The sequence below is a fragment of the Arthrobacter sp. CG_A4 genome (genome assembly GCF_035985125.1).
GTDB lineage: Bacteria > Actinomycetota > Actinomycetes > Actinomycetales > Micrococcaceae > Arthrobacter.
Genome location: NZ_JAXCID010000019.1, coordinates 16,009 through 35,331, shown reverse-complemented (window position 1 = coordinate 35,331; position 19,323 = coordinate 16,009). Strand labels below are relative to the sequence as shown.

General features: G+C 66.9%; 19 protein-coding genes. 11 read left to right on the top strand and 8 right to left on the bottom strand.

The features are described from left to right. The first annotated feature begins 77 nt into the window (after nt 1–77). A complete protein-coding gene (locus RCH07_RS09975; RefSeq protein ID WP_326967310.1) occupies nt 78–830 on the top strand; it encodes an SDR family oxidoreductase in 753 nt (250 codons plus the stop codon). Nucleotides 831–904: 74 nt separating this feature from the next. Here RCH07_RS09975 and serB read toward each other — a convergent pair whose 3' ends face one another. Continuing rightward, a complete protein-coding gene (serB, locus tag RCH07_RS09970; RefSeq protein ID WP_326967309.1) occupies nt 905–1,813 on the bottom strand; it encodes a phosphoserine phosphatase SerB in 909 nt (302 codons plus the stop codon). A gap of 92 nt (nt 1,814–1,905) precedes the next feature. On the opposite strand from serB, the gene RCH07_RS09965 reads away from it, so the two are divergent. The 5 genes from RCH07_RS09965 (at nt 1,906) to RCH07_RS09945 (ending at nt 6,051) form a co-directional block, all read left to right on the top strand. Next, complete coding sequence (locus RCH07_RS09965) at nt 1,906–2,691, top strand: ABC transporter ATP-binding protein (RefSeq protein WP_326967308.1); 786 nt, start codon at nt 1,906–1,908, stop codon at nt 2,689–2,691. A gap of 18 nt (nt 2,692–2,709) precedes the next feature. Continuing rightward, nucleotides 2,710–3,495 carry a sulfite exporter TauE/SafE family protein gene (locus tag RCH07_RS09960; RefSeq protein WP_326967307.1) on the top strand — a complete coding sequence of 262 codons (786 nt, stop codon included), beginning with the start codon at nt 2,710–2,712 and terminating at the stop codon, nt 3,493–3,495. Between the two features lie 97 nt (nt 3,496–3,592). Continuing rightward, nucleotides 3,593–4,402 (top strand): TrmH family RNA methyltransferase, encoded by an 810-nt coding sequence (locus tag RCH07_RS09955; RefSeq protein WP_326967306.1) that lies wholly within the window; start codon nt 3,593–3,595, stop codon nt 4,400–4,402. Between the two features lie 171 nt (nt 4,403–4,573). Continuing rightward, nucleotides 4,574–4,831: a type B 50S ribosomal protein L31 gene (locus tag RCH07_RS09950; RefSeq protein WP_326967305.1), complete on the top strand. Its 258-nt coding sequence runs from the start codon at nt 4,574–4,576 to the stop codon at nt 4,829–4,831. Between the two features lie 116 nt (nt 4,832–4,947). Continuing rightward, nucleotides 4,948–6,051 carry a lipoate--protein ligase family protein gene (locus tag RCH07_RS09945; protein WP_326967304.1) on the top strand — a complete coding sequence of 368 codons (1,104 nt, stop codon included), beginning with the start codon at nt 4,948–4,950 and terminating at the stop codon, nt 6,049–6,051. A gap of 60 nt (nt 6,052–6,111) precedes the next feature. Here the strand turns inward: RCH07_RS09945 and pepN are convergent, their stop codons facing one another. After that, nucleotides 6,112–8,742 carry an aminopeptidase N gene (gene pepN, locus RCH07_RS09940; protein ID WP_326967303.1) on the bottom strand — a complete coding sequence of 877 codons (2,631 nt, stop codon included), beginning with the start codon at nt 8,740–8,742 and terminating at the stop codon, nt 6,112–6,114. A gap of 49 nt (nt 8,743–8,791) precedes the next feature. Further along, a complete protein-coding gene (locus RCH07_RS09935; protein WP_326967302.1) occupies nt 8,792–9,832 on the bottom strand; it encodes a YeiH family protein in 1,041 nt (346 codons plus the stop codon). A 100-nt stretch (nt 9,833–9,932) separates the two neighbouring features. Here RCH07_RS09935 and RCH07_RS09930 point away from each other — a divergent pair, with 100 nt between their 5' ends. Genes RCH07_RS09930 through RCH07_RS09920 form a run of 3 tightly spaced genes read left to right on the top strand, consistent with a single transcriptional unit; the run spans nt 9,933 to nt 13,321 of the window. Then, nucleotides 9,933–11,489, top strand: a complete 1,557-nt coding sequence (locus RCH07_RS09930) for a circularly permuted type 2 ATP-grasp protein (protein WP_326967301.1) — start codon at nt 9,933–9,935, stop codon at nt 11,487–11,489. Between the two features lie 57 nt (nt 11,490–11,546). Beyond that, the gene (locus RCH07_RS09925) at nt 11,547–12,473 is read left to right on the top strand and encodes an alpha-E domain-containing protein (protein ID WP_326967300.1); all 927 of its coding nucleotides are present in this window, start codon (nt 11,547–11,549) and stop codon (nt 12,471–12,473) included. Next, nucleotides 12,470–13,321, top strand: coding sequence for a transglutaminase family protein (locus RCH07_RS09920; RefSeq protein ID WP_326967299.1), 852 nt, complete (start codon nt 12,470–12,472; stop codon nt 13,319–13,321). The genes RCH07_RS09925 and RCH07_RS09920 overlap by 4 nt, the downstream gene beginning before the upstream one ends. Before the next feature lie 105 nt (nt 13,322–13,426). Here the strand turns inward: RCH07_RS09920 and RCH07_RS09915 are convergent, their stop codons facing one another. Further along, nucleotides 13,427–13,927, bottom strand: coding sequence for a pyridoxamine 5'-phosphate oxidase family protein (locus RCH07_RS09915; RefSeq protein WP_326967298.1), 501 nt, complete (start codon nt 13,925–13,927; stop codon nt 13,427–13,429). A gap of 167 nt (nt 13,928–14,094) precedes the next feature. Here RCH07_RS09915 and RCH07_RS09910 point away from each other — a divergent pair, with 167 nt between their 5' ends. Beyond that, a complete protein-coding gene (locus RCH07_RS09910; RefSeq protein ID WP_326967353.1) occupies nt 14,095–15,795 on the top strand; it encodes a GAF domain-containing sensor histidine kinase in 1,701 nt (566 codons plus the stop codon). A 19-nt stretch (nt 15,796–15,814) separates the two neighbouring features. On the opposite strand, the gene RCH07_RS09905 is transcribed toward RCH07_RS09910, so the two are convergent. Continuing rightward, nucleotides 15,815–16,549, bottom strand: coding sequence for a response regulator transcription factor (locus RCH07_RS09905; RefSeq protein WP_326967297.1), 735 nt, complete (start codon nt 16,547–16,549; stop codon nt 15,815–15,817). 300 nt (nt 16,550–16,849) lie between these two features. Between RCH07_RS09905 and RCH07_RS09900 the strand changes: the two genes are divergently transcribed. Beyond that, nucleotides 16,850–17,302: a universal stress protein gene (locus RCH07_RS09900; protein WP_326967296.1), complete on the top strand. Its 453-nt coding sequence runs from the start codon at nt 16,850–16,852 to the stop codon at nt 17,300–17,302. Between the two features lie 20 nt (nt 17,303–17,322). Here RCH07_RS09900 and RCH07_RS09895 read toward each other — a convergent pair whose 3' ends face one another. The 3 genes from RCH07_RS09895 to RCH07_RS09885 all read right to left on the bottom strand — a co-directional run bounded on the left by RCH07_RS09895 (nt 17,323) and on the right by RCH07_RS09885 (nt 18,937). Beyond that, nucleotides 17,323–17,955: a CG0192-related protein gene (locus RCH07_RS09895; protein WP_326967295.1), complete on the bottom strand. Its 633-nt coding sequence runs from the start codon at nt 17,953–17,955 to the stop codon at nt 17,323–17,325. A 243-nt stretch (nt 17,956–18,198) separates the two neighbouring features. Further along, the gene (locus RCH07_RS09890) at nt 18,199–18,801 is read right to left on the bottom strand and encodes an alpha/beta hydrolase family protein (protein ID WP_326967351.1); all 603 of its coding nucleotides are present in this window, start codon (nt 18,799–18,801) and stop codon (nt 18,199–18,201) included. Further along, on the bottom strand, nt 18,779–18,937 hold the full coding sequence (locus RCH07_RS09885; protein ID WP_326967355.1) for a hypothetical protein: 159 nt from the start codon (nt 18,935–18,937) through the stop codon (nt 18,779–18,781). The genes RCH07_RS09890 and RCH07_RS09885 overlap by 23 nt, the downstream gene beginning before the upstream one ends. Nucleotides 18,938–19,323: the final 386 nt, after the last annotated feature.

Genomic DNA, 19,323 nt, shown 5'->3' with positions numbered 1-19,323 from the left:
AATCGAAAACCCGGGCGCCGCTGGCATGATGGTCTGCAGACCCACCGTTTTTGGACGTTTGGAACAAAGGAGCTCGTATGGGACTGCTGGACAACAAGACCGCAATTGTGACCGGTTCATCGAGGGGTATCGGTGCCGAAGTCGCCAAGATCCTCGCTGCCGAGGGCGCCGCCGTCGTGGTCAACTACCGCCAGAAGGCACCGCGTGCCAACAAGGTGGTGACGGAAATCGAGGCCGCGGGCGGCCGCGCCGCCGCCGTGGGCGCAGACCTTACCAGCCAGGAAGGCGTCCAGGCCTTGGCCAGCGCCGCCATGGAGAACTTCGGCTCACTCGACATCCTGGTCCTCAACGCTTCCGGCGGGATGGAATCCGGAATGGAGGAGGGCTACGCGCTCAAGCTCAACCGTGACGCCCAGGTGAACCTGCTCAATGCTGCTGTGCTGCTGATGCCCGAGGGCTCCCGCGTCGTCTTCGTCACCAGTCACCAGGCCCACTTCATCACCACCGTTCCCACGATGCCGGAGTACGAGCAGGTGGCCCGCAGCAAGCGCGCCGGCGAGGATGCGCTTCGCGAACTCGTGCCGAACCTGGCCGAGAAGGGAATCTCCCTCGTCGTCGTCTCCGGTGACATGATCGAGGGCACCGTCACTGCCACCCTGCTGGACCGCTCCAACCCGGGCGCCATCGAGGCCCGCCGCGCTGAAGCCGGGAAGCTCTACTCGGTCGAGGAGTTCGCCGCCGAGGTCGCCAGGATGGTCACGGCCGACGTCGAGCCGGGCCACACCGAGTATGTCGGCGGAGCCGACTACTTTGGAAAGAGCAACAACTAGGCACCCGCCACGCAGGCGGAACGCAACGAAGGCCGAGGCAAACCGCCCCGGCCTTCGTCTTTGTCAGCCCGGCCTCAGACCCCGGCGATATGCCGGACGGCGTCGAGGTACGGCAGGTTCACCACGGCGTCAGCGGCGGCACGGACGGCCGGCTTGGCGTTGAATGCGATGCCGATCCCGGCGGCGCCCAGCATGTCAAGATCGTTGGCGCCGTCGCCCACGGCAATCGTGTGCTCCATCGGGATGCCCTCTTTCGCGGCCCATTCGCGCAGGTACCTCGCCTTGGCCGCACGGTCGATCACATCGCCGAGGACCCGTCCGGTGAGGGCGCCGTCGACGATTTCAAGTTCGTTGGCGATCCAGTAGTCCAGGCCGAGGCCCTCGGCGATCGGCCCGAGGACCTGGTTAAAACCGCCGGACACCACGGCCACCGCGTGGCCCGCGGACCGGAAGGCCGCCACCAGCTCGGCCGCGCCCGGGCTCAGCGTCACTTCAGCGCGGACGGACACGACGACGTCGGCGGGCAGCCCGGCAAGGACGGCTACGCGGGCGTGCAGGCTCTGGGCAAAGTCCAGTTCGCCGCGCATCGCGGCCTCCGTCACCGCGGTGACTTCCGCGCGTTTGCCGGCGTAGGCGGCCAGGAGCTCGATGACCTCCTGTTGGATCAGTGTCGAGTCCACGTCCATGAGGAGGAATCTCCGCGGGGCGTTGCGCAGGGCCGCCGGCACGATGGCGGTATCGACGCCGTCGACGCCGTTGTCCGTTACCGCCCGGCGCAGCCCGGCCAGCGCCGATTCGCCGTCGACGTCGGCGGGGCCGGTCTCCAGCGTTCCGCCAGCGGTGTATACCTCAAAGCGGCCATTTCCGGTGCGGGTCCCGGCGTCGAGCGTCACCCCGGCGGCGGTCAGCGCGGCGCGTAGACGCCGCACCTCGGGCTGGGACAGTTTCAAGCCGTAGCTGACCGCGGTCACGTTCAAAGTCATGGCTGCAATCCTAGCGAGCGCACCGAGGGCGGCTTGAATCCGTGGCGTTCCGGTTATCAGTCGTCCACGCTTTTGTCCTAGTGTCTACTCCTATGAGTGATGTTCTTGAAATGGCCGCCGTCAGCGTTGTACGAGGGGCTAAAACCCTCCTGGACAAGGTGGACTGGCAGGTCAAAGAAGGCGAGCGTTGGGTGATCCTGGGCCCCAACGGCGCCGGCAAGACCACGCTGCTGCAGGTTGCCGCCGCCCGGATCCACCCCACGTCCGGCATGGCCGGCATCCTGGAAGAAATCCTCGGCGCCGTCGACGTGTTTGAACTCCGGCCGCGGATCGGCCTGTCCTCGGCCGCCCTGGCCAACCAGATCCCCGGACACGAGACGGTCCTCAACGTCGTGGTGACCGCAGCCTATGGCGTCACCGGGCGCTGGCGCGAGGGTTACGAGAAGGACGACGAACGCCGCGCCTTTGGCCTCCTGAACGAATGGGGTATGGGACCGCTGCTCAACCGGCCGTTCGCCTCGCTCTCCGAGGGGGAACGCAAACGCGTCCAGATCGCCCGCGCCCTCATGACGGACCCGGAACTGCTGCTCCTCGACGAACCGGCCGCCGGCCTCGACCTCGGCGGCCGCGAGGACCTCGTCCACCGGCTTGGCGAGCTCGCCCGCGATGAAGATGCCCCCGCCATTGTCCTGGTCACCCACCACCTCGAAGAGGTCCCGCCCGGATTCACCCACGCAATGCTGATGCGCGACGGCGGCGTCATCGCCCAGGGTCCGCTCGCGGGGGTCCTGACTGCCGAAAACCTGAGCCGGACCTTCGGGCTGCCGCTGGACGTCAGCGTCACCGCCGGGCGTTACACCGCCACCGCCCGCCGCTGACCGGGCCGCGGACAGCGCGTGGAGCTCCTCAGCAGCGTCTTCATCTTCTTCGCCGGGCTGTGGGCCGGAACCATCAACAGCGTTGTCGGGTCCGGCACCCTGGTGACCTTCCCGGTCCTGATCGCCCTCGGCTTCGCGCCCGTCACGGCGTCCATCAGCAACGCGATGGGCCTCGTGGCCGGCAACGCGGCCGGGGCCTGGGGCTACCGCAAGGAAGTTGCCGGCCGTGGCAGGCAGCTCCTGAAGCTGCTGCCTGCCTCCCTGCTGGGCGGCATCACGGGCGCCTACCTGCTGCTGCACCTGCCGGAGACGGTCTTCCACTACGCCGCCCCTGCGCTGATCGTCCTGGCACTGCTGATGGTCGTGTTCCAGCCCAAGCTCCAGCAGTGGGTCCGGAACCGGGAACAGAACCCCCAACACGCCATCCGCGACCGGAGCCACGGCGTCATCCTCGTGGGCCTGGTCTACCTGGCCGGCGTCTATGGCGGGTACTTCGTGGCCGCGCAGGGCATCCTGCTGGTCGGTATCCTCGGGGTGTTCATGACCGGGACCATCCAGAACGCCAACGCGATGAAAAACTTTCTGGTCCTCGGCGTGAACGTGGTCGCGGCGGCCTCCTACCTGCTGTTCGCCTTCGACCGGATCAACTGGACCGTCGTCGGGCTGATCGCCGTGAGCTCCCTGATCGGCGGCGTGATCGGCTCCAAGGTGGGGCGGAAGCTCTCCCCGGTGGTCCTGCGCGGGGTCATCTTCTGCCTGGGCCTCACCGCGCTGGGCTTTATGATCGCCAAGCTGTTCGAATAGTCCGTTCCCGTCTTCCGTAGAAAGTTTCTGTAGAAACCTCCGCTTGCAACCCCTGTATGATCTTCCGCTTGCAACCTTCCGCTGAAATGGCCCGCCAGTGACCTTCCACCACCTCGAATCCGCCGACGACCCGCGGGTTTCCGACTACACCCGGCTGACTGATGTGCACCTGCGCAAGCTGCGGGAACCGGCCGAGGGTATGTATATCGCGGAATCCTCCCGCGTCCTGCGCCGTGCGCTGGCGGCAGGACACCGGCCGCGCTCCTTCTTCCTGGCCGAAAAATGGCTCGAGGACCTTGGGGACATCTTTGAGCAGTATCCGGAGGTGCCGGCCTACATCGGCACCGCCGCGCTCCTTGAGGACATCACCGGGTTCCATCTGCACCGCGGCGCGATGGCCGCCATGCACCGCCCGGAACCCGTTCCGCTGCCCGCGCTGCTCGCCGGGGCGCGCCGGGTCGCCGTGCTGGAGGACATTGTGGACCACACCAACGTGGGCGCAATCTTCCGCTCCGCCGCGGCGCTGGGCTTGGACGCCGTCCTCGTTTCGCCGCGCTGCGGGGACCCCTTGTACCGCCGCAGCGTCCGGGTCAGCATGGGCACCGTGTTCCAGGTGCCCTGGGCGCGGCTGGACGACTGGCCGGGGGATCTGCGGGTGTTGAAGGAGCACGGCTTCACCGTGGCCGCCCTGGAGCTCACCGGCGACGCCGTGGACCTCGATGATCTGGCCGCCCGGAAACCGGAGAAGCTGGCCCTGGTGCTCGGCACCGAGGGTGCCGGGATGAGTGCAGGAACCCTCGCCGCCGTCGACCTCACCGTGAAAATCCCCATGCGCGCCGGCGTGGACTCGCTCAACGTTGCGGCGGCGTCCGCCGTGGCGTTCTGGGAACTACGTCCACATCACTGAATCGGTACTGAGGTCCGGCCTGCAGACTGGACTAAACCGCGGGATTCCACGGGCGGCAGGGGCCCCGGCTTTCCGCTATGATTGATAGCTGGCCGTCCGGTTCATTCCGCCGGCCATCCCATTCATACCTGGCAACTGGCAAAATCCAGTTGTGCGAACAAAGGCCCAATTATGAAGTCTGATATTCACCCGAAGTACGAAGCTGTTGTTTTCAACGACCTGGCTTCCGGCGTTAAGTTCCTGACCAACTCCACCGTGTCTTCCAAGAAGACCATCGAGTGGGAAGACGGAAACACCTACCCGGTTATTGACGTCGAAATCTCCTCCGAGTCCCACCCGTTCTACACGGGCAAGCAGCGCATCATGGACTCTGCAGGCCGCGTCGAGCGCTTCAACGCTCGCTTCAAGGGCTTCGGCGGCAAGAAGTAACTTCTTCTCCCCAAGGTCTTTTGGAAAAGCCCGCACCGTCACCGGTGCGGGCTTTTTGCGTCCGGTCCCCTCGCCGTCCGGGCCCCTCGCCGCACAGCCATGGCAGGATTGAGGACATGACATCCCTTCCCCTCGTCACCCCATCCGGCAGCGACGACGACGGCGGCCGCCGCCACGGGGAGTACAAGGTCCCCGGCGGCAAACTCGTGGTGGCCGACTTCGACGTCGTCGGCGGCGTCCTGGCCAGTGTCTCGCTCAGCGGCGACTTCTTCCTCGAGCCGGACGAGGCGCTGCTGGCGATCAACGGGGCCCTTACCGGCCTCCCGGCGGACGTCGGCGCCGCGGACATCGCTGCCGCCGTGACCGCGGCCCTGCCCGCGGACGCGGTCCTGTTCGGCTTCTCCGCGGACGCCGTGGCCGTCACCGTCCGGCGTGCCCTCGCGAAGGCCACGGGCTGGGCCGACCACCACTGGAACGTCATCGCTCCCTCGGTACTGCCCACCCACGTCAACGTCGCCCTGGACGAAGTGCTCGCGGAAGAGGTCGGCGCCGGCCGGCGGAACCCGACCCTGCGCTTCTGGGACTGGCAGGAACCCTCCGTGGTGATCGGCAGTTTCCAGTCGGTCCGCAACGAAGTCAATCCCGACGGCGTGGCCCGGCACGGCATCAGCGTGGTCCGCCGGATCAGCGGCGGCGGCGCGATGTTCATGGAGGCCGGCAACTGCATCACCTATTCGCTGTACCTGCCGCAGACCCTCGTTGACGGCATCAGCTTCGCGGACTCCTACGGCTTCCTCGATGCCTGGGTCATGGCTGCCCTCAGGAAATTGGGGATCAGCGCCTTCTACGTCCCGCTTAACGACATTGCCACGGAACAGGGCAAGATCGGCGGCGCCGCGCAGAAGCGGCTCGCCAACGGCGGCATGGTCCACCACGTCACGATGAGCTATGACATCGACGCCGACAAAATGGTCGAGGTGCTGCGGATCGGCAAGGAGAAACTCTCCGACAAGGGCACCACAAGCGCTAAGAAGCGGGTGGATCCGCTGCGCCGCCAGACCGGGCTGGCCCGCGGCGAAATCGTAGCCGCCATGTTGGAGGTCTTCACCGAACGCTACGCCGCGACGGCCTCGGAGCTCACCGACGCCGAACTGGCTACCGCACAGGATCGGGTGGACACCAAGTTCGGCACAACGGAATGGTTGCACCGCGTGCCATAAAACGCCCCACAACCCCGTCCATTGCTCCGTAACTGCCGTTTTGAGCCGCCAATAGGGCGGTTACGGAGCAGTCGATGGGGGGTTGGCAGTCAGCGCCTGTGACTTGAGGGCACGGTGCAGGTGGCTGCGCTGTTCAATGATGATGCGGCGCAGCGCCCGCGGCGCTTCCGGGTGTTCGGCCAGCCAATTGTCGGTCCGGGCGATCACCGCGTGTGTATCCGGGTCGGCACCGTGCCCGTCCAGATCCTGCCCGGCCGGGTAGAGGCCGCGGACGATCCGACTGGCAATCTCAATGCTGCGCCCGGCCCAGACCTCCTCCAGGCACTCGAAATACCGGTCGATGAAACCGCCAAGCAGCGACGCCGGGGCGGTGGTGAAACCGGCAATGGTGGCGCTGAGCAGCTGGTTGGAGAGCGCGGCGCCGTGCACGGCTTCCTGCCAGGCCGCTTCTTTGACGTCCGGTTCGGGGCGGGCCGCGAGGGCGGTGGCGTGGCCGGACTTGCCTGCGGCGGTGTTGTCCCGTGCCAGCTCCCCATCCAGCTGCTCCGGGGTGGCCTGGCCGTTGGCGGCCAGCGCGTGCCACAGGTTCCAGCGCAGTTCGGCATCGACGGACAGGCCGTCAATGACCGTGCTGCCGTCCAGGATGCCGCGGACCTGGTCGAGGTAACCGGCGTCGAAACGGCTCGTGGCAGCCAGCGTGCGTGCCCACGCCAGCTGCTGGTCCGAGCCCGGTTCGGCCCGCCGGAGTTCGGTGGCCGCGACGGTCAGGAATCCGTGCCGGACCTCGGCCCGCCGGGCCCTGGGCACGTAGCGTTCGATCGCCGTGGCGGCATTGCCAAGCACATTGAGCAGCACGCCGATGCCGGTTTCTGCGGGGCCGAAGCGCTGCGCGGCGCTCACGTAGAGGGACGCCGGCGTGACGGCGTCGCGGGCCGAATCCCACAGGGCAGTCCAGCATAGGGCACGGGCCATTGGGTCGCCGAGTCTATCCAGGGAGCTCCGCACAGTGGCTTCCGAATAGGGATCCAGCCGCACCTTCGCGTAGCTGAGGTCCTCGTCGTTCACCAGCAGCAGGGCCGGGCGCGCCTTGCCGGACAGTTCCGCCACCAGGGTGCGGGCGCCGCTGACGTTGGCCTCGATGCTGTCGGTGCGGACCAGGGCGCCGGCGTCGTCCGTTTCGTAGAGGCCGATGCGCAGCCGGTGCGGGCGGGGTTCCTGCCGGCCGGTGATGGGGTCCTCCGCGTCCTGCAACAGTGTCACGGTGCCCAGCACGCCGTCATTCTCCTCGATCTCGCTGGAGAGGGTCGAGATGCCGGCGGTCTGCAGCCACTGGCGTGCCCACTCCCCGAGGTCGCGGCCGGAGGCGGCGCCCAGCGCGGCCAACAGTTCAGCCAGGGTGGTGTTGCCGTAGGCATGGTCCTTGAAGTACTGCCGGGAGCCGGCAATGAACGCCTCGAAGCCCACGAAGGCAACGAGTTGCTTGAGCACCGAGGCACCCTTGGCGTAGGTGATCCCGTCGAAGTTCTGCTTGGCCGCCTCAAGGTCCGGGATGTCGGCGACGATGGGGTGTGTGGTGGGCAGCTGGTCCTGCATGTAGGCCCAGGCCTTGCGGTTGCTGGCGAAGTTCACCCAGGCAGTGGACCAGCCGGTGGTCCGGTCGACGCCGAGGGTGCCCATGTAGTCGGCGAAGGATTCCTTGAGCCATAGATCGTCCCACCACTGCATCGTGACGAGGTCGCCGAACCACATGTGCGCCATCTCGTGGAGCAGGGTGTTGGCGCGGGCCTGGTACTGCGAATCGGCGGCCCGGGAGGCGAACACGTAGCTGTCGGTGAACGTCACCAGCCCGGGGTTTTCCATCGCACCGAGGTTGTACTCAGGCACAAACGCCTGGTCGTATTTGCCCCACGGATACGGGAAGTCGAAGAGGTCGTTGAAAAAGTCCAGGCCGTTCTTGGTGAGCGTGAAGAGCGCCGCGGCGTCAAAGGAGGGTGCCATCGAGGCGCGGCAGTACAAGGCCAGCGGAACGTCCAGGCCGGTTCCGTCGTCGAGCGTTTTGCGCCAGGCGTCCTCGGCCTTAAAGTAAGGGCCGGCCAGCACCGTGGTGATGTAGGTGGACATCGCCTTGGTCGGGGCGAAGTCCCAGCGGCTCGTGGCGGGGTCGGACGTCAGCGGGGTGCGCCGGGTTTCGACGCCGTTGGAGGCCACCTGCCATTCCGCGGGGGCCATCACATGGAAGGTGAATTCGGCCTTGAGATCGGGCTGTTCGAAGTTCGCGAAGACCCGGCGGGCGTCGGCGGGCTCGTACTGGGTGTAGAGGTAGCAGTGGCCGTCGGCCGGGTCGAAGAAGCGGTGCATGCCTTCGCCGGAGGTGCTGAAGAGCGCGGTGCCGTTCACGGTGACCTGGTTCTCGGCCCGGAGGTTGTCGAGGCGGATCCGGGAGCCGTCCACGACGTCGGCGACGGGAAGATCCGCGCCGTTGAGGAACACACTGTGCACGTCGCTGCCGATGAAGTCCAGGAAGGTGGCGGAGCCCTCGCCGGCGGAAAAATTGATCACGCTCCGGCTGGGGTAGCCTGCGACGTTCACATCGACTGCCTGCCGGACGTCTAGGGTCACATCGTAGCTGTGGGTGGTGATCAGGGCTGAGCGGGCCGCGGCTTCATCGCGGCGCAGGTTCTGGTTCGACACCCCGCTATCTAATCACGCATGCTGTGTCCCGGCTCACCCGACGGGCGGCTCAACCCTGCCGGAGCATAAGGAGCGCGGCGCCCAGCCCCAGCCCGGCAATCAGCAGCCAGGATGCCAGCGCGGCCAGCAGCCCCCGCGCGCCGGTGTGCAGGAGTTGGCCCGCCCGGACCGCGGAGCCGAGGCCGAAGAGCGCCATTCCCAGCAGCAGGTCCTGCAGCACCGCGGCCGCTTCGAGGACACCGGGGGAGAGCCAGCCCGTGGACCGCACAGCCGCCAGCGCAACGAAGCCGAGCACAAAGAGCGGGACGATCGGGGGACGCCTCCCGCCCGCGCCGCCCGCGGTAGTGACAGCGGCGCCAGAGCGGTGGAGCAGACCCGCGGCGGCGACCATGGGCGCGAGCAGGATCACCCGGGTCAGTTTGACGACGACGGCGACTGCCAGCGCCGCCGTCCCGGCGGTCTGCGCGGTGGCGACTACCTGGCCGACGTCGTGCACCGAGGCCCCGGCCCAGGCCCCGAACTCTTCCGGGCCGAGCCCCAGGGGCCGCATCAGCAGGGGCAGCCCGCCGATGGCGAGCGTGCCGCACAGGGTCACGAGGGCCACCGGGAGGACGGTGTCCTCCTGCCGGATCCGGCGGACCGCGGCCATGGCTCCGATGGCGGAGGCCCCGCAGATCGAAAAACCGGTGGCGATCAGCAGGGATACCTGCGGCGGGAGCCGGAACAGCCGGCTGATGCCGTAGGTTCCCGCAAAGGCGGCCAGCACCACGCCGGTGATCAGGAGCAGGGCAGCCCAGCCCAGCCCCAGCACATCCACGATGCTTACCTTCAGGCCAAGGACCACGATCCCGGCGCGCATGAGGTGTTTGCCGGCGAAGTCCAGTCCCGGCCGTCCTGCGTCCGCAGTCCAGACGGAGACGCCCGGCAGGTTCGCGGCGAGGAGTCCCAGCACCACGGCCAGCGTCATCGACGGCAGGACCGGGACCATCGTGTGGACGGCAAGGGCAAGCCCGACGGCGGCCGCGGCGGCGAGCAGGCCGGGACCTGCCGCGGAAGTGGCTGCTGCGGGCTTCAGCGGGAACGAGGGCACGCCCCTACCTTGCCGTAAGCGGCCGGAAAAGACGGTGCGCACCACCCGACGCGGCCCTGCCGACATGATTTCGTAACAAAAAGGTGATTTGCTAGTCGGCATGTCTGATCTTTTCCAGGATTACTCCGAAGCGGCCGGCCGCACCGGCGCCTATGACGAGATGTTCGCTTCGGGCCAGCAGGCCAGGAAGTCCTACGGGCAGGTTGCCGGGGCCCTGCGGGAACTCTCGCTGGCCGATGTCACCGCCCGTGCCGACTCCATGGCGCGCACGTTCCTGGACCGCGGGGTCACCTTCGACTTCGCGGGGGAGGAACGGCCCTTCCCGCTGGACATCGTCCCCCGGGTCATCCCGGCCGACGAATGGACCATCCTGGAGAAAGGCGTGGCCCAGCGCGTCCGGGCGCTCGAGGCCTTCCTCAACGACGTCTACGACAAAATGACGGTGGTGGCCGACGGCGTGATCCCCCGCCAGCTGGTCACCACAAGCGCCCACTTCCACCGCCAGGTGCACGGCTTTGAGCCGGCCGGCGGCGTCCGCGTCCACGTCTCCGGCATCGACGTCGTCCGCGACGCGGAGGGGACCTTCCGTGTCCTCGAGGACAATGTCCGGGTGCCGTCCGGTGTGAGCTATGTTCTGGAGAACCGCCGGGCCATGGCCAAGGGCCTGCCCGAAGCGTTCGGCCAGCAGCTGATCCGGCCGGTCGAAGAGTATCCCCGCCGCCTGCTGTCCGCCCTGCGCAAGACGGCCCCCGCCGGCGTCGACGATCCTACCGTGGTGGTGCTGACCCCGGGCGTCTTCAACAGCGCCTATTTTGAACACACCCTGCTGGCCGGCCTGATGGGTGTGGAACTCGTCGAGGGCCGCGACCTCATCTGCCGCGGCAACCGGGTCTACATGCGCACCACCGCAGGCGAACAGCGCGTGGATGTTATCTACAAACGGATCGACGACGAGTTCCTGGACCCGCTGCAGTTCCGCGCCGATTCCATGCTCGGCTGCCCGGGCATGGTCAACGCCGCCCGCGCCGGCGGCGTCACCATCGCCAACGCCGTGGGCAACGGCGTCGCCGACGACAAGCTGGTCTACAGCTATGTGCCGGACCTCATCCGTTACTACCTGAACGAAGAACCCGTCATCGCCAACGTGGACACCTTCCGGCTGGAGGAGGAGGAAGCCCGGGAATACGTCCTGGACAACCTGGCCGAGCTGGTGGTCAAGCCCGTGGACGGCTCCGGCGGCAAGGGCCTGGTGATCGGCCCGGACGCGTCCAGGGACGAACTCGAGGCGCTGCGCAGCCGCGTCATCGCGGATCCCCGCGGCTGGATCGCGCAGCCGGTCCTGCAGCTTTCCACCGTCCCCACGCTGAGCGGCGACAGGTTCGGCCCGCGGCATGTGGACCTGCGCCCCTTCGCGGTCAACGACGGCGACGACGTCTGGGTCCTGCCCGGCGGTTTGACCCGGGTGGCGCTCAAGGAGGGGTCTTTGATCGTGAACTCCAGCCAGGGCGGCGGCTCCAAGGACACCTGGGTGCTGGCGGATTCGCCGCAGGTCCCGGTGGAGACCATTCCCCGGCCCGCCATCGCAATCCGCGAGCGGGTCTCGGTCTGGCCCGTGGAGAGCAACTGGCGCGACAGCCAGAAAGAGCAGCAGCAGTGACCCCCGGCACGCCAAGTTCCTCATTTCAGATATCCGATGCGCAGGAGGTAACCGCGGATGCTTAGCCGTATCGCCGAGTCACTGTTTTGGATCGGCCGCTATGTGGAACGGGCTGACGGCACCGCCCGGATCCTCGACGTCCACCTCGAGCGGCTCAACCACCTGCCGATGGAGGAACAGCGCGCGGTGGCGCAGGAACTCCTCGCCGTGATGGGCGCCCGGGCGCAGAGCGAGGACTTCGGCCTCCCCGAGCTGCTCAACGCCCTCGCCTACGACAAGCAGAGTGCCACGTCCATTGCCGGCTCTTTGGGCGCGGCGCGGGAGAACGCCCGCCGCGCCCGGGAAACTGTGTCGTCCGGGCTCTGGGAGAGCCTGAACACCACGTACTACGGGCTTAACCAGCACCGCAAGGACGTCGTGGGCACCTACCGCTTCTGCAACTGGGTGCTGGAACGCACGGCCATGGTCAGCGGCCTCGCGGACACCACGGTGAGCCACGACGAGAGCTGGCAGTTCCTGGTCCTGGGCCGGTCGCTGGAACGCGCCGACATGACCGCGCGGATGCTCTCCACCAGGGACGTCCTCTCGGCCGGGATGTCGTGGGTGAACATGCTCCGCTGCGCGGGGGCCTACGAGTCCTTCCTACGGACCCGGCGCGCCGCGTTCGGCGACCAGCACGCGGCGGAGTTCCTGCTCCTGGACCGGTTGTTCCCGCGCTCCATCGTGTATGCCCTGCGCGACGCCGACGAGTGCCTGGCCATGCTGGACCCCTCGGCCCAGCGTGTCGGCTTCATCAACGACGCCCGCCGGATTGTGGGCCAGGCCCGGACCTTCCTCGAGTTCCACCGCACCGACGACCTGATGTCGGAATTGCCCGAACACATGGAACGCGTGCAGAAAGCCGTCTCACAGGCCTCGGACGCCATTTCCCGCAAGTACTTCAATCAGGCAGACGAACTGGCCTGGGTGGGAGAAGTTTCATGACCCGGCTCAGTATCATCCACAAGACCGCGTACCAGTACAACAAACGCGTCACGCTCTCCTACAACGAAGCCCGCATGACGCCGCTGACGGACCCCCAGCAGGTGGTGCTGGAGTCGTCGATGAAAGTCTCACCGTCGCAGGCGGCCGTCAGCAGCTACCGCGACTACTGGGGCACCCGGGTCACGGCCTTTGACATGCAGATGCCGCATGAGTTCCTGGAAGTCGTCTCCACCACCACGGTGGAGGTGCACCGGGTGGAAAAGATCCCGGCCGGGGCGGACATCGTCGGCTGGGACGTGCTGGCTGCCCCGGACACCCTGAACAGGTTCAGCGACTGGCTTCCGCAGTCGCAGCTCACCGGGCCGGGCACGGAAGTGCTGGGCATCATTCCCGGCGTCGTCGGGGGCCGCGACCCGCACGGGGCTGCCCTGGCGGTCTTTGAATGGATGCGCGGTGAAATGACGTACATGTTGGGTTCCACCGGCGTGACCACCAACGCCGAGGAAGCCTGGATCCAGCGCCAGGGCGTCTGCCAGGACCTCGCGCACCTTGCCATCGGCGCGCTGCGCAGCCGCGGCATCCCGGCGCGGTATGTGTCCGGCTACCTGCACCCGCGGTCGACGGCGGAACTGCGGGAGCCGATCGCCGGGCAGTCCCATGCATGGTTGGAATGGTGGGACGGCGAATGGCGCAGCTGGGACCCCACCAACCACAAGCCCGCCGGCGATTTCCACGTCACGGTGGCCCGTGGACGCGACTACCGCGACGTCCCGCCGCTGAAGGGCATCCTGTCCGGCGGCGGCGGCTCAGAGCTCAGCGTGAGCGTGGAGATGACCCGCCTCGCCTAGCCGACCCACGCACCCAGCCGACCCACCCGCATTGCGCTATCACTTGGAGCTGCTCTGAAGCCCTCAGAACAGCCATAGCTGATAGCGCAACGGGATTATTCGGGGCTATTCGGGTCCGGAATGGGCGGCATCGTCCAGCGGCGTCCACCAGGTCAGTGGCGGCACCACCTTGAAGCGGCGGCCCGTGACGGTGTCGGGCGTGATCCGGACGAAGTGTTCCTTTTTCCCTGCCTGCCACGGGAACAACAGCAGCCCCACCGTATCCAGGACTTCCTGCTGATTCTGCACCGGGGCCGCCTGGCCCTTGATCACGACGCTCCACGCGACGCCGCTGTCCGCGTCGACGCCGTCGGCCTCCACGGCCACTGCGGTGTCGCCGGTTGCCGCCTGGAGCTTGGTGCCGTCAGCGGTCCGGAAGACCAGGGAACCGTGGTCCACCTTGTAGTTGATCGGGAAAATGTCGGGATGATCGTCCACCCACACCGCCAGCCGGCCCACCGTGACGCTGCGCAACAGCCGCCAGCATTCATGGTGGTCGAGGGTTTCCACGTCGTGTGACGGCCGGTCTTTTGGCTGGTGTTCGCCCGGGTTCGGTTCAGTAGTCATGCCGCCGAGCCTACGTCAATCCGTCGCCGGAGGGTTAGGCACAAGGTGACATCCGAAGGAACAATGCGCTGCTTCCCGGGTCCTCGGGCCGGATGCGGGGTAGTCTGGCAGCACGTCGTCAGCGTCGCTGATGGCCGTGTTGGTCGTAGTGAATTGGGGCAATGAGCATGCATTCAATCCGGGACAACCCAGAGCACGCCGGCGCCGGGCCGCACCCAGGAATCGACGGGGTGCTCAAGGGATTCGATGCCCGGTCCGAGGCTCTGCTCCAGACCCAGGAGCGGATGGCCGGCCTGCTGGAGGCTGTCGTCGCCGTCGCCGAAGACCTGAGCCTTGACACCGTCCTCGAACGCGTCGTCCAGTCCGCGTGCCGACTGCTGGGCGCCCGCTACGGGGCCCTCGGCGTGATCGGGGATGACCGGGCGCTGAGCCACTTCATCACGGTCGGCATCGACGGGGAACTGGCGCACAAGATCGGCCCGCTGCCCACCGGCCACGGCGTGCTGGGCCTGCTGATCACCGATCCCCGCCCGCTGCGGCTCCATGACCTGCGCCGGCATCCGGAGTCCTACGGTTTCCCCGCGAACCACCCGCCCATGCAGTCCTTCCTCGGCGTCCCCGTCCGTGTCCGGGACGTCGTTTTTGGCAACCTGTACCTGACCGAGAAGGACGACGGCAGCGAATTCACGGCCGAGGACGAGGGCCTGGCCGTCGCCCTCGCCGCCGCTGCCGGCGTCGCGATTGAAAACGCCCGGCTCTACGACGACGCCCGGCGCCGGGCGCGCTGGCTGGAAGCCTGTATGGACGTCTCCGGGCTGATGCTGAGCAGCGACCGGGACTACACCTCGGGGGGCCTGGACCCCATCGCCAGCCGCGCCCTGCAGGAATCGGGTTCGCAGCTTGCCCTGCTCGTCGCACCGGCCGTCAACGGCCAGGGCCACATTGTCGCTGGCGTCGCAGGCAAGCTCGGCGCCCAGTTCTCCGGCCGGACGCTGATGCTCGATTCCCCGCTGCTCCAAGGCGTTTTCGACGGCGGTGAGCCGGTTGTCCTTGACGACGCCTCCGGCCTCTTCGGCGAGACCGACCCACGGCTCACCGGACCGCTGCTTGCCGTGGCGCTGAGCACCCAGGGGGCCCATCACGGACTCCTGCTGCTGGCCCGGGAGACGGACTCGCTCCACTACGGCCGCACAGACATCGAGATGGGGGCCGTCTTCGGATCCCACGTGGCCCTCGCCCTGGAACTCGCCCGCGTCCACCGCCTCCGCGAAGAACTGCTGGTGTTCACGGACCGCGACCGGATCGCCCGGGACCTGCACGACCTCGTCATCCAGCGGCTGTTCGCGGCCGGACTCAGCGTGCAGAGCCTGATGCGCTTCACCAAGGACGAGCTCGCGACGGAACGGATCCGGAACATCACCGGAGAACTCGACGAGGCGATCCGGAGCCTGCGCGACACGATCTACTCTCTCAAGAGCAGCGGCGGGGAACCCGAGTTGCTCAGCGGGCGGATCCGGCGGGTCACCAAGAGCTCGGCCAAGTCCATGCCGTTCACGCCCCGGCTGACCATCACCGGCCCCGTGGACGTGGTCACCCCCGACAAGGCGGACAACGTTGTCGCCGTCGTCTCCGAAGGGCTCAGCAACGCCATCCGGCACTCCGGCGCCGATGCCATCTCGGTGTCGGTCGGCGTGATCAAGGGCCGGGTGACCGTGGTCATCACCGACAACGGCTCAGGGTTCGCCAAGCCGGAGAAGCGCAACGGACTAACAAACCTGGAGGACCGGGCGAAGATGCTGGACGGCGAATGCACAGTCACCAGCGCGCCCGACGCCGGTACGAGCCTTGAGTGGTCGGTGCCGATCTAACGACGGCCGGCCCATGTTCTCAGCGGAGGCTGTGCGGGCGGCTGCCGTCGGCGGTGGAACGACTTCCGTGCGGTAGCGGTAGGGCGGGGCTTGCGATGAATACGGCCGCCTGGGTGCGCCGCTCGAAGCCGAGCTTGGCAAGTAACGACGAAACATAGTTCTTGACGGTCTTCTCGGCAAGGAACATTTCGGCGGCAATCTGGCGGTTGGTGAGTCCGCCTCCCACCAGTTCCAGCACCCGGCGCTCCTGAGGTGTGAGGGAGGATGTCCGCGGGTCCACTTCTTCGGCTTCCGCAAGGCTGTCGATGATGCCTGCTGCAACGCCTTCCTCGAAGAGTGATTCGCCGGCAGACGCCCGGCGCAGCGCCCCGATCAGATCGGTGCCGCCGATTTCCTTCAGGACGTAGCCGCTGGCTCCGGCCAGCACCGCACCCCGCAGGGCCTGGTCGTCGTCGTAACTCGTCAGGATGATGCAGTTAAGGGAGGGGTCGATGGAGCGCACGTCGCGGCATACCTCAATGCCAGTTCCGTCCGGCAGCCGCGCGTCGAGGACACACACGTCCGGATGCAGCGCGGGAATGCGGCGCGTCGCTTCGACGGCGGACCCGGAACTCCCGACGACGAGGAACCCTTCGCCCTCCAGGAGTTCCTGCAGCCCGCGCCGGACGAGTTCGTGGTCATCGAGGATGAAGACGCGGATGACGGCCGGCGCCCTATCGGGTGCAGCGGGACCTGTGTCTGCCCAGGCAATCATGATTCTCCCGTCCCGGCCGCCTGCGCAGCCTCGTGTGATGCGGTGTTACCCAGCCTGTCGCGCCGGTTGTACCGGCGCCCCGGCTGAATCCTCTTCGCTGCCCGGGGGTTGTCCGTCCCCGGCCTCTGCAATTCTTGTACCCAGCCTAAACGCGGACAAGGGTCATAGGGCCTACCGGGTCACCACGGTCCGCCGCTTATCCGTGATGGCCGTGATGGCCGTGACCTTAGGCCCTGAACGCCGCCGGTGGCCGGCGTTATCCTTGGGATGACGCACCATCAGCACTCGAAGGGATCAGCCATGACCGAAGCCAGGGATGTCCGGACCATTGTGGTGGGGGTCGACGGTTCAGACGCCTCGGTCGAAGCACTCCGCCGGGCGCAAGCCCTGGCAGTGCCGCTCTCTGCCGCGGTGATCGCGTTGGCGAGTTGGGACGTCCCTCCGGTGTATGACGGCTACGTCGCGATGGGCATCGACGACTTCGACGTCCGCGCCCGTGAAATCCTGCAGGAGAGCATCGTGAAGGCCTTCGGCGCCGAGGCCCCGGCCAACGTGGAAGCCCGGCTCGTGCAGGGCCACCCCAGGCACACACTGATCGAGGCCAGCCGGGACGCGGACATGATCGTTGTGGGCCGGCGCGGGCACGGAGGCTTCGGAGGGTTGCTCCTGGGCTCGGTGAGTTCCGCCCTGGTGGCGCACGCCCATTGCCCGGTGCTCGTCGTGCACACTCCGGAAGCTCAGGCAGCGAAGTAGGGCGGGTCCTGCCGCAGGGGTCAGGCCATAGTGATGGCGGCGAGTCCGACGTCGACCTTTTGCCCTTCCCAGCTGCCGGTCAACGTGAGCCGGCCAACTGGTTGCTGATCCAGGTCCAATCGCCGGATAACGAGTACGTGAAGGTTTCCGGTCTCGATAGTGGTACCGGCGGCGGTGGTGTTTGGGGTGGCCGAAGAGACGACAGGAATGGCATCGAGTTTAGCTCCGGTGGCGTGTACGACGACGGACTGGTCCAGCAATTCAAGTTGTCCCGCCACTTCGAGGTACTGCTCTGCCTGGGGCTGGCCCAGCAATATGCATGCCGCCAAAGCTGTCACGTAGGCGGGATCGGCGCAGGCATCGTAAACCCATCTCGTGCCGAGAACTGAGTGCTGCATCGTTCCGATCAACCATGACTTCGCGCCGGCCAGGGGCTGGGCCCTGTACGTGAGTGGTACTTGAACGGTGGCGTTCCCCGCTGAGACGAGCATCGTCTCAATCCCGACCTCGCCGGCAGGGTCGTCGAACCGATAGGAGCCTACTTTGTGCAGGGCTGCGGTGCCGGACTCCGGGAACCACGGCTGGCGGGGCAGCCACTCTTCGAGGAGTTCAAGTTTCGTCGGCCGCAATTCGGCTTGGTGGAGGATTGCCATGACAGCCAGCCTAACCGCAGGCGCCGGCCAAGTGCTTCCGGACCGGAGGCGCTGCGCCGCAGCCTCCCGGGCACGTTGGACTCGACTTTCCTGCATCGCCGCCGAAGTGTCACGGACTCGGTGCCTGTCAGTTGCGGTGGTCCCCGGCCGGGGCCGACGAATTCATGTGAATAAAGGCCCGGACCATGGGGACGACGCCGGGAGCCAGCTGTGCGGACCTGTCGACAGCCGGATCGGGGTCTTCTACGAACAGGCCGTGTCCGGCGCCAGGGAACACGGCGATGCCGTGTGGATTTCCGGGTAACGGCGGGAGCAGCGTCGAGAACGCAGCCAGGCTTTCGGGGACAGGAACCAGGTGTCGAAGTAGCGAGTCGTGAGATGGTACCAGGAACTGCCCTTGAAGCTCTCTTGACTGGCAAGGACATCCTCCAGGAACTGCCCGGCAAGCAGACGGTCTGCACGTTCATAAAGCCACCGGCCGGCTTCCGTCAGGGCTGTGCCGTCTTGGCCGTCCTGCCGCAAGTCGTTCAGGATCCTGAAGCGGTCCTGATACGCCGGTGACACCCCCGGTCCCGAATTGGAGATGACGAAGCGGACCCGGGCATCCAGAGCCGCCGCGATCAGCGCCACCCAGCCGCCTTGACTCACGCCGTACAAACCGCATTCCTTACTTGCCACCGCTGGGTGTGAACTCAGCAGCGCCGCCGCCGCTAGGGACTCTTCCGCCCGTGCAGCCAGCGATTGAGTCCGCCAGTTACCAGTAGAATTTCCGCATCCGGGCTTGTCATGCGTGAGGACGACGGCGCCGCGCAAGACAAGCAGGTCAGCAGCCCCCGCCCCAGCCATCCGCTGTGCCGTCTCCGGAACCGTCCACCATGACCAGTCCCGGCCGGGATACCGGCGAAGGAAGATAATGAACGAGGGCATCGAGATCGCCGCCGGCGGTGCTGACCCGTGCGTGTTCTCGGACTATTGGATCCATAGCCCGGACTGTACATCACCAAACGGGATCGTCATTATGCTCCGCGGAAAAGCCGGCCACCACCGGTGCAGCGTCCCTCAATGGGCGCGCTTAGAGCCGGATCCAGTAACGCCAGGCGGAGCCGCGTCTGGGGAGGTTCCAGTTCGTGAATTTTGCTTGTCATCTCCGCGGGCCTACGTTGCAGAAGGTCTTTTTCGGATTGCACCTTGTGGTGGTTCGGATGTTCGGGCAACAACTGCCGTGCCGCAGACCCGATCGTAGGGTGTCCGACCCGAGCCGATGAATAGTGAAACCACGTAAACGATCGGCAGGATGTAAGCAAATGCAGTCACGATCCATGTAGAAACAGGGACGGCGTCGGTGGTGCTCGTGGCGACGATCTCGAA